We start from the raw sequence: 9,180 nt of genomic DNA, 5'->3' as shown, positions 1-9,180 counted from the left end.
GCCCGGGGGGGGGGGGGGGGGGTGGGTGGGGGGGGGGGGGGGCGCGGCGGGGGGGGGGGGGGGGTTGGGGGGGGCGGGGGGGGGGGGGGGGGGGGGGGGGGGGGGGGGGGCCCCCCGGGGGGCCCCCCCCCCCCCCGCCGCCGTCACAGCCTCGGGTCCACCGGCTCCGACTCCAGGGCCAGCACCCCGAACACGGCCTCGTGCACCCGCCACAGCGGCTCGCCCCCGGCCAGGCGGTCCAGGGCCTCCAGACCCAGGGCGTACTCGCGCAGCGCCAGGGACCGCTTGTGGTTGAGGAACCGCGAGCGCAGGCGGGCCAGGTTCTCCGGACGCGTGTACTCCGGACCGTAGATGATCCGCAGGTACTCGCGGCCGCGGCACTTGATCCCGGGCTGCACCAGGCGGCCCTGCCCGTCCCGCACCACCGCGCCCACCGGCTTGACGACCATGCCCTCGCCGCCGCGGCCGGTCATCTCCAGCCACCAGTCGACACCGGCCTGCACGGACTCGGGGTCGCCGGTGTCGACGTGGAGCCGCCGGGTGGTCTGCAGCAGGCCGCTGCCGTCGTGCTCGACGAGCCGGTCCAGCAGGGCGAGCTGCTCGTCGTGGGGCAGCGCGGCCAGGCTCCTGCCCTGGACGGCGAGGATTTGGAACGGCGCCAGGCGGACGCCGTCCAGTCCGTCGGTGGTCCAGCAGTAGCGCCGGTAGGCCGCCGTGAACGCGGCGGCGTCGGCCGCGCGTTCACCGGTGCGCTCCAGCAGCCCGGACACGTCCACGCCCCGGCCGGCCGCGCCCCGCAGCGCCCGCAGCGCCTGCGGCAGCACCGCGCCGGACGCGGCGCCCACGGCCGCGTACTGCGAGCGCAGCAGCCCGGACGCCTTCAGGGACCAGGGCATCAGCTCCGCGTCCAGCAGCAGCCAGTCCGTCTCCAGCTCGTCCCACAGGCCCGCCTCGCCGGCCGCCGTGCGCACCTGGTCGAGGATCTGCTCGGTGAGCGCCTCGTCGTCCAGGAACGGACGGCCGGTCCGGGTGTAGAGCGAGCCCGTCGGACCGTCCACCCCGAAGCGCCGGGCCGCCGCCGCGGCGTCGCGGCACACCAGGGCCACCGCCCGGGAGCCCATGTGCTTCTCCTCGCACACGACGCGCGCGACACCGTCCTCCCGGTACTGGGCGAACGTCTCGGCCGGGTGCTCCAGGTACCCCTCGACGCGGCTGGTGGCCGTCGGCGCCATCGTCGGCGGCAGGTACGGCAGCAGCCGCGGGTCCACCGCGAAGCGGCTCATGACCTCCAGCGCCGCCGCCGCGTTCTCCTCGCGGATCGTGATCCGGCCCTGGTACCGGGTCTCCACGACCCGGCGGCCCCGCACGTCGGCCAGGTCCAGCGGCCGGCCGTCCTGCCCGCCGGGCGCCTCGCTGCGCAGCGGCTTCGCCGGCTCGTACCAGACCCGCTCCGCGGGCACCTCGGCCAGCTCGCGCTCCGGCCAGCGCAGCGCGGTGAGCTTGCCGCCGAAGACCGCGCCGGTGTCCAGGCAGATCGTGTTGTTGAGCCAGGTGGCCTCGGGGACGGGGGTGTGCCCGTAGACGACGGCCGCCCGGCCGCGGTAGTCCTCCGCCCACGGGTAGCGCACCGGCAGGCCGAACTCGTCGGTCTCCCCGGTGGTGTCGCCGTACAGGGCGTGGCTGCGGACCCGGCCGGAGGTGCGGCCGTGGTACTTCTCGGGCAGACCGGCGTGGCAGACCACGAGCCGCCCGCCGTCGAGGACGTAGTGGCTGACGAGCCCGTCGAGGAAGCGGCGCACCTCGGCGACGAACTCCTCGCTCTCGCCGGCCATCTGCTCGATGGTCTCCGCGAGCCCGTGCGTGTGCTGCACGTTGCGGCCGCGCAGGTAGCGGCCGTACTTGTTCTCGTGGTTCCCGGGCACGCACAGGGCGTTGCCGGACGCCACCATCGCCATGACGCGGCGCAGCACGCCCGGGCTGTCCGGGCCGCGGTCGACCAGGTCGCCGACGAAGACGGCCGTACGGCCCTCGGGGTGGACCCCGTCGACGTAACCCAGCTTGCCCAGCAGGGCCTCCAGTTCGGCGGAGCAGCCGTGGACGTCGCCGATGATGTCGAAGGGGCCGGTGAGGTGGGTGAGGTCGTTGAATCGCTTCTCGGTGACGACGGTGGCGTGCTCGACCTCCTCCGCACCGCGCAGGACGTGCACCTTGCGGAAGCCCTCGCGCTCCAGGTGGCGCAGGGAGCGGCGCAGTTCGCGGGTGTGGCGCTGGACGACCCGGCGGGGCATGTCGGCGCGGTCGGTGCGCGTCGCGTTGCGCGCGGCGCACACCTCCTCGGGCACGTCGAGCACGATGGCGACGGGCAGCACGTCGTGCTTGCGGGCCAGGTCGACGAGCTGGCGGCGGGCCTCGGACTGCACGCTGGTGGCGTCCACCACGGTGCGGCGGCCGGCGGCCAGGCGCTTGGAGGCGATGTAGTGCAGGACGTCGAAGGCGTCCCTGGTGGCGCTCTGGTCGTTCTCGTCGTCCGAGACGAGGCCGCGGCAGAAGTCGGAGGAGATCACCTCGGTGGGCTTGAAGTGCCTGCGGGCGAAGGTGGACTTGCCGGAGCCGGAGGCCCCGATGAGCACCACCAGGGACAGGTCGGTGACGGGCAGCACGCGCCCCTGCGTCTCGTCGGTCATGCCGCCTTCGCCTCCTTCGGGGTGGTCATCGTGAACACGGCCATCTGTGTGGGCGGCCCGACCTCGGGGTCGTCGGCGCCGACGGGGACGAACTCGACGCCGTAGCCGTGCCGTGCGGCCACCGCGTCAGCCCACGCGCGGAACTCGGCGCGGGTCCACTCGAAGCGGTGGTCGCCGTGCCGGACGTGACCGGCCGGGAGGCTCTCCCAGCGGACGTTGTACTCCACGTTGGGGGTCGTCACCAGGACCGTGCGCGGCCGGGCCGAGCCGAACACGGCGTACTCCAGGGCGGGCAGCCGGGGCAGGTCCAGGTGCTCGATCACCTCGCTGAGCACGGCGGCGTCGTAGCCCTTGAGCCGGGCGTCGGTGTAGGCGAGCGAGCCCTGGAAGAGGGTGACGCGGGACGCCTGGCGCTCGCCCATGCGGTCCAGCTTCAGACGGCGGGAGGCGATGGTGAGCGCGCGCATCGACACGTCGACGCCGACGATCTCGGTGAACACCGGGTCCTTGAGGAGGGCCTGCACCAACTGGCCCTGGCCGCAGCCCAGGTCGAGCACCCGGGCGGCGCCGGACCGCCGCAGCGCGGTGACGATCGCCTCGCGGCGCTGCACCGCCAGCGGGGTCGGCTTCTCCTCCGTCTCGGTCTCCTCGGCGACCGCGTTGTCGATGTCCTCGACCTCGCTGTCGTCGGTCTCGGCGAGCCGGACCAGCTCCAGCCGCTCGGTCGCCGCGCGGGTCAGCGACCAGCGGCGCGTCAGGTAGCGGCTGGTGATGAGCCGCTGCTGCGGGTGGCCGGGCAGCCAGCCCTCACCGGCGCGCAGCAGTTTGTCGACCTCGTCGGGGGCGACCCAGTAGTGCTTGGCGTCGTCGAGGACCGGCAGCAGCACGTACAGGTGGCGCAGGGCCTCGGCCAGGGTGAGCGCGTCGGACTCCAGGACCAGGTGCACGTACCGCGAGTCGCCCCACTCGGGGAACTCGGCGTCCAGCGGCACCGGTTCGGCCGTGACCGTCCAGCCCAGCGGCTCGAACAGCTCCGCCACGAGGCCCGGGCCGCCGCGGGCGGGCAGCGCGGGCACCTCCACACGCAACGGCCTGGTCTGCCCGGGCAGTTCCGGGCGGGCGTTGCAGACACCCTTGACGGCACTGGAGAAGACGGTGCTCAGCGCGACGGCGAGCAGCGAGGAGGCCGCGTACGGGCGGTCGTTGACGTACTGCGCGAGGGCCGCGTCCGGGGCGCCGCCGCGGCCCTTGCCCTTGCCCTTCCTGACCAGGGCCACCGGATCGACCTCCAGCAGCAGCGCCGCCGTGCAGCGCCGGTCGTCGGCCTCGGGGTAGAGGACGTGGGCCGTGCCGTGGGAGGTGGAGAACGCCTGGGCCTTGCCGGGATGCTTGTGCAGCAGGTAGCCGAGGTCGGTCGCGGGGCGTTCGGGCGTGCCGGTGGTGGTGATCGTCAGGAACATGCGGAGGGCCTCTCCGGCCGGGTGGACGTCTGGGGTGCCGTGCGCGCAGGAGCCCCCAGGAGGGGTGCTCCCGGGGGCTCGGCAGGACGACGCCCACAGCTTCGCACACCCGTGCCCACCAGCGCCTTCGTTTATCGAGGCGGCCGGCGGGCCCGGCCGGTACCGGGCCGGTTCAGTTCAGCTGCGACTGCACCTGCGCGGAGATCAGCTCCAGGTGGTCCAGGTCGTGCAGGTCGAGGACCTGGAGGTAGATGCGGGCGGAGCCGGCCTCGGCGTAGCGGCCGATCTTGTCGACGACCTCGGCCGGGGAACCCGCCAGGCCGTTGAGCTTCAGCTCGTCCACCTCGCGGCCGATCGCCGCGGCCCGGCGGGCGACCTCCTGGTCGTCCCGGCCGACGCAGACCACCAGGGCGTTGGAGTAGACCAGGTCGTCACCGCTGCGGCCCGCCTCCTCGGCCGCGGCGCGCACCCGGGCGAACTGGCGCTCGCTGTCCTCGACGGAGGCGAAGGGCATGTTGAACTCGTCCGCGTACCGGGCGGCGAGCCGCGGGGTGCGGGTGGGGCCGTGGCCGCCGACGAGCACGGGGATCTTGCGCTGGGCCGGCTTGGGCAGCGCCGGGGACTCCGTGAGGTCGTAGTACGTGCCGTGGAAGTCGAAGGTCTTGCCGGTCTCCGTCGCCCACAGGCCGGTGACGATCGCCAGCTGCTCCTCGAGGCGGGCGAACTTCTCCTTGGGGAAGGGGATGCCGTACGCCTTGTGCTCCTCCTCGAACCAGCCCGCGCCGAGGCCGAGTTCGATCCGGCCGCCGGACATCTGGTCGACCTGGGCGACCTGGATGGCGAGCACGCCGGGCAGCCGGAAGGTGCCGGCGGTCATCAGGGTGCCGAGGCGGATGCGCTGGGTCTCGCGGGCGAGTCCGGCCAGGGTGATCCAGGCGTCGGTGGGGCCGGGCAGGCCGTCGACGCTGCCCATGCGCAGGTAGTGGTCGGAGCGGAAGAAGGCGTCGAAGCCGAGGTCCTCGGTGGCCTTGGCGACGGTCAGCAGCGTGTCATAGGTGGCCCCCTGCTGGGGCTCGGTGAAGATGCGCAGGTCCATACCTCCATCCTGCACGCCGCGGTGGGCGATCTCGCGGCCGGACCCCGGCCCCGCCGGTCCCCGGTCGGGTGAAATTACCTCCATACCGCGGTCCGCGCCCGGTCCGGCCGGTGACCGGCCCCGATGGTGATCGTTGGCTCGGGCGGAGCCGGAGCAGCCGGCTTCCGCACCGGCCGGTGAGCGCCGGGCGCCGACCGTGTCGGCCTCCCCGGGGGCCAGGGGCCGAGGAGGCCGTCATGTCCGAAGAGACCGTGCCGCAGCAGGGCGGGGCGCAGCCGAAGGGGCTGCTGCAGCAGATGGAGGAGCTGATGGCGGCGCTGAACGCGGACCTGTCGGCGCTGGACGCGGACCTCCGGTCGGCGGGCGAGGCGGAGCACGCGACGGCCGAGGGCGGCCGGACGGCTTAGGCGCCGCGCCCCGGCTGCCGCAGCTCCGGCCGGTCGGCCGACGGCGAGACCCCACGCGGCCGCCGCCCCCTCACGCCCCGCACAGGCGAGCCCCCACGCGGCCGCGGCCTCGTCACGCCCCGCACAGGCAAGGCCTCACGTGGCCGCGGCCTCGTCCCGCCCGGCACAGTGGGGCGGCGCTCCGCTCCCCCGCTGGGCGCCGGGGCGTGCGCACGGCCGCGCGCAGCGCTTGCCCGGGGACGTGCCATGCGCCGAGCCCCTGCCTCCGGGCTCCGCACCGCGCGGGCCCGAGGCCGCGCGGGGCCCCGGGCCCGCGCGGGGCCGAGGCCGAGGCCGCGCGGAGCGAAGCCGCGCGGAGCCGGCGGAACCCAGCTCGCAGGGGATCTCGCACCCGGGCGCCGCGCCGGGACTCGGACGCCCAGGTACCTGCCGCGCAGGATCCGCCGCACCCCGGGCTCAGGACGGAGCCGCGCCGGGCCCCGGCCGCGCACGGTTTCGACCCGGGCCCCGCCCGCGCAGGACTTCGTACTCGGGCGCCGCGCCGGGGCTCGGACGCGCAGGTACCTGCCGCGCAGGATCCGCCGCACCCCAGGCCTTGTGCCGAGCGGGTGCTCTCCCGGCCAGCGGGCCGTTCCGTACGACGGTCTCGTCGCCGGGGCGGGCGCGGTCTAGCCCGCCTCCTTCTCCGGGAGGGCCTGCTCGCGGTCGGCGAGGCGGCGGAGCATCTCCAGGACGCGGTCGCGGGACTCGTCGGCCGCGTCGATGGCCTCCATGCACTGCCAGTACGTGCCCTCGTCGTCCGCGGCGCAGGCCAGGGCCACCAGCGCGATGCCGACCTCGCCGAGGAGCCCGCCCAGATGCATCAGGGTGTGGCGGGCGTCGCCCAACTCCGTGAGCTGACCCGCCCGCAGCTCGCCGGGAGCCAGCTCGGGCGTGTCCAGGACACCGCAGCCGCGGCCCGCCAGCTCCGTCAACCCCAGCGCCTCGCCGCGCAGTTCGGGTGGTCCGGCGACCGCGAGGCGGCTGCCGATCGCCTGCGCGAGGGCCTGCGCCTGCCACACCTCGGCCAGGATCTCCCGGACCTCGCCGCCGGCGGCCAGGGACCGTTTGCTCGTCACGATGAGCCGCACCGCTTCCATGCGCTGCCCCCGTCTGTCCCGACGCGCCGCGCGCGTCCGCTGCCCGAACTCCCTTGTTCACTACCCAGAGTGAGGTGCCCTGAGACGAAAAGCCAGAGGAAGACGGAAATTAGCGGACAACAATTCGGATGCGGGCCGCATTTCGACTACGCAGAGTACAAACGGACTGTGAGACTCCTGCCGTTCACCGCGGCGTCACTCGACCGGGAACCTCCGTTCGTTGCGGTCGATCTTCGCCGCCAGCGCGGCCAGCGGGTCGACGCCGAGCACCTCGCACAGTTGCAGCAGATACGCCAGCACGTCGGCGACCTCGTCGGTCACGCGGTGCGCGGTGTCCGGGTCGCCCATGACCCGGGCCGACTCCTCGGGCGTCAACCACTGGAAGATCTCGACCAGTTCGGACGCCTCGACACTGAGGGCGGCGACCAGGTTCTTGGGGGTGTGGTACGGCTGCCAGTTGCGCGCGGCGGCGAAATCGGCCAGCCGGCGCTGGAGGGCCGCCAGGTCCGGGTGTTCGCCGTGCGGTGCGGGGGACGGATCAGTCACGGGTCAGGTCTACCACCGTCACGCCCTCGGTCCCGGCGGCCCACGAGGCGTCGCTGACCGCCCCGACGAGCCGGATGTGCCCCCGTTCGCACATCCGTACCGCGAGGTCGAGCAGTTCCCGCCGCTGCCGCGGGTCCAGGCCCCGGTCGAATCCGTCGGCGAGGACGGTGAGCGTCTGCAGCGCCGCGGGCACCTCGCCGGCCGGGTCGACCTCCAGCACCCCGGGGCCGGTCAGCAGCACCAGGGCGAGGGCGAGGTAGCGGAGCTCGCCGTGGCCCAGCCGCGAAAGGTCCGTGCGCACACCGGCGCCGCGGTCCAGCAGGGCGCGGACCGAGGCGGGACCCTCCGAGGGGGCGGGACCGCCCGGGCGGGCGGGGCCGGCCGCCCGGAGCCCGGCGGTGGGCGTGCCCGCCCCCTGCCGGGCGGTCGGTGAGCCGGTGCCCTGCCGCACGGGGACGGGGACGGGACCCGTCCGTTCCGCGCACACGTCCTGCACCGGCCCCGCGCAGCCGGCCCGTACCGCCGCCACGAACAGGGCGTGCCGGCGGCCGCACTCGGCGCGGGTGCGCCACAGCACGTCGGCGAGGTTGGCGCAGTCGCCGAGCAGCCTGCCCGAACCGGCCGGGACGCGTGCGCGCATGCGGGAGGGCTCGGGGTCGCAGGCGTAGGCGGAGCGCAGGGCGACCACCATCTGCTCGGCGGCGGCCAGCACCCGCCGCTGGCCGGGTGTCCGGCCCGCCACACGCAGCGGGAGCAGCGCCGTGCCGAGCCGGTCGTCGGGCAGCGGGCCGCGGGTCACCGGGGCCGGCCCGGCCGTGTGCCAGGCGGCCTGCACGGTGCGCTTGCGCGGGTCGCGCAGGGCGGTCTCCAGCAGGACCGTCCCGCCCGCCGACAGCCGCTCGCCCACCACGCGCAGGTCCGGCTCGGCCTGCACGGCGATGTCGAGCCGCACGGGACCGGCCGGGCCGTCGGCCGTGCAGCCGATGCGGAAGCCGCGCCGGTGCTGGGCGTCGGGCCGGGCCCCCTCGGGCACGCAGGCGGCGGGATCCGGGAACACCTCGCCCAGTTCGGCGCCGCCCCCGAGCCGGGCGAGCGCCTCGTACGCCCGCAGCGCGCTGCTCTTGCCCGCTCCGCTGGGGCCGGCGAGGAGGGTGAGCGGCCCGAGCCGGAACACGGCGCGGCGGTGGCCGGCGAAGGCGGCCAGGCGCAGCTCGGTGACGCGGGGGCGGTCGGGGTGCGGGGGGTGGGTCATGCCCGGACGGTAGGACTGCGCACCCGGGCCGAACCGTTCCGCCTCCGGCGGGTTCCTACGAACGGGCGACCCGCGCGGGGACGGACCTGCCCGGGTTCACGTCCCGGGGACGCCGATGCCCTCCATCAGCCCGGTCACCTCGGTCCCGGCGGGTGTCAGCAGGAACACGTTGCGGTCGACGCGGTGCATCCCGCTCGCGAGCCCGAAGACGACCCCCGTGCTGAAGTCCAGCACCCGCTTGGCGACGTCCGTCTCGGCGCCGGTCAGGTCGAGCAGCACCGGCACGCCCGCCATCAGCGTCTCGGCGACGTCGCGGGCGTCGGCGAAGACGTTCACCCGCAGGACGACGAAGCGGCGCCGGGCCTCCGTCGCGGCCTCGGGGACCGCGCGGTGGCCGACCGAGGAGGGCCAGGCGTCCCGGCCTCGCAGCGGCACGACCTGGGCGAGCCCCTCCCACTGTTCGTCGGTGACATCGTGGCTGTTCACCGGCATGCTCCGTCCTGGCTCGCACTGGCTGTCTGCATCGGCCAATTGTTGCGCACCGTCACCCGTTCGGCCCAATGCGACACGCTCCGCGATGTCAATGCGGCGCGCAA

At 75.1% G+C, this 9,180-nt stretch carries 8 protein-coding genes; 1 reads left to right on the top strand and 7 read right to left on the bottom strand.

Translation table 11 applies throughout. The features are described 5' to 3' along the window. Positions 1-143: 143 nt before the first annotated feature. From ACFYWG_RS21905 to ACFYWG_RS21895, 3 genes are all read right to left on the bottom strand, one after another. On the bottom strand, positions 144-2,684 hold the full coding sequence (locus ACFYWG_RS21905; RefSeq protein WP_389202971.1) for a polynucleotide kinase-phosphatase: 2,541 nt from the start codon (positions 2,682-2,684) through the stop codon (positions 144-146). After that, positions 2,681-4,144, bottom strand: a complete 1,464-nt coding sequence (locus ACFYWG_RS21900; RefSeq protein ID WP_389202969.1) for a 3' terminal RNA ribose 2'-O-methyltransferase Hen1 — start codon at positions 4,142-4,144, stop codon at positions 2,681-2,683. The genes ACFYWG_RS21905 and ACFYWG_RS21900 overlap by 4 nt, the downstream gene beginning before the upstream one ends. A 172-nt stretch (positions 4,145-4,316) precedes the next feature. After that, a complete protein-coding gene (locus ACFYWG_RS21895) occupies positions 4,317-5,240 on the bottom strand; it encodes an LLM class F420-dependent oxidoreductase (protein ID WP_389202967.1) in 924 nt (307 codons plus the stop codon). Positions 5,241-5,476: 236 nt separating this feature from the next. Here ACFYWG_RS21895 and ACFYWG_RS21890 point away from each other — a divergent pair, with 236 nt between their 5' ends. After that, the gene (locus ACFYWG_RS21890) at positions 5,477-5,647 is read left to right on the top strand and encodes a hypothetical protein (RefSeq protein WP_389202965.1); all 171 of its coding nucleotides are present in this window, start codon (positions 5,477-5,479) and stop codon (positions 5,645-5,647) included. 668 nt (positions 5,648-6,315) lie between these two features. On the opposite strand, the gene ACFYWG_RS21885 is transcribed toward ACFYWG_RS21890, so the two are convergent. The 4 genes from ACFYWG_RS21885 to ACFYWG_RS21870 all read right to left on the bottom strand — a co-directional run bounded on the left by ACFYWG_RS21885 (position 6,316) and on the right by ACFYWG_RS21870 (position 9,076). Then, positions 6,316-6,786 carry a DUF6099 family protein gene (locus ACFYWG_RS21885; RefSeq protein WP_385420679.1) on the bottom strand — a complete coding sequence of 157 codons (471 nt, stop codon included), beginning with the start codon at positions 6,784-6,786 and terminating at the stop codon, positions 6,316-6,318. A gap of 195 nt (positions 6,787-6,981) precedes the next feature. Further along, complete coding sequence (locus ACFYWG_RS21880; RefSeq protein ID WP_376334023.1) at positions 6,982-7,332, bottom strand: nucleotide pyrophosphohydrolase; 351 nt, start codon at positions 7,330-7,332, stop codon at positions 6,982-6,984. Next, positions 7,325-8,584, bottom strand: a complete 1,260-nt coding sequence (locus tag ACFYWG_RS21875) for an ATP-binding protein (RefSeq protein WP_389202962.1) — start codon at positions 8,582-8,584, stop codon at positions 7,325-7,327. Before ACFYWG_RS21875 ends, ACFYWG_RS21880 begins: the two co-directional genes overlap by 8 nt. 96 nt (positions 8,585-8,680) lie before the next feature. Beyond that, positions 8,681-9,076, bottom strand: a complete 396-nt coding sequence (locus ACFYWG_RS21870; protein WP_376334026.1) for a cell division protein SepF — start codon at positions 9,074-9,076, stop codon at positions 8,681-8,683. Positions 9,077-9,180 lie beyond the last annotated feature (104 nt).

The organism is Streptomyces sp. NPDC003456 (assembly GCF_042878735.1).
In the GTDB taxonomy this organism is placed as follows: Bacteria; Actinomycetota; Actinomycetes; order Streptomycetales; family Streptomycetaceae; genus Streptomyces.
Note: the sequence above shows the minus strand (reverse complement) of the source record. Positions and strands in the feature narration are given on the sequence as shown.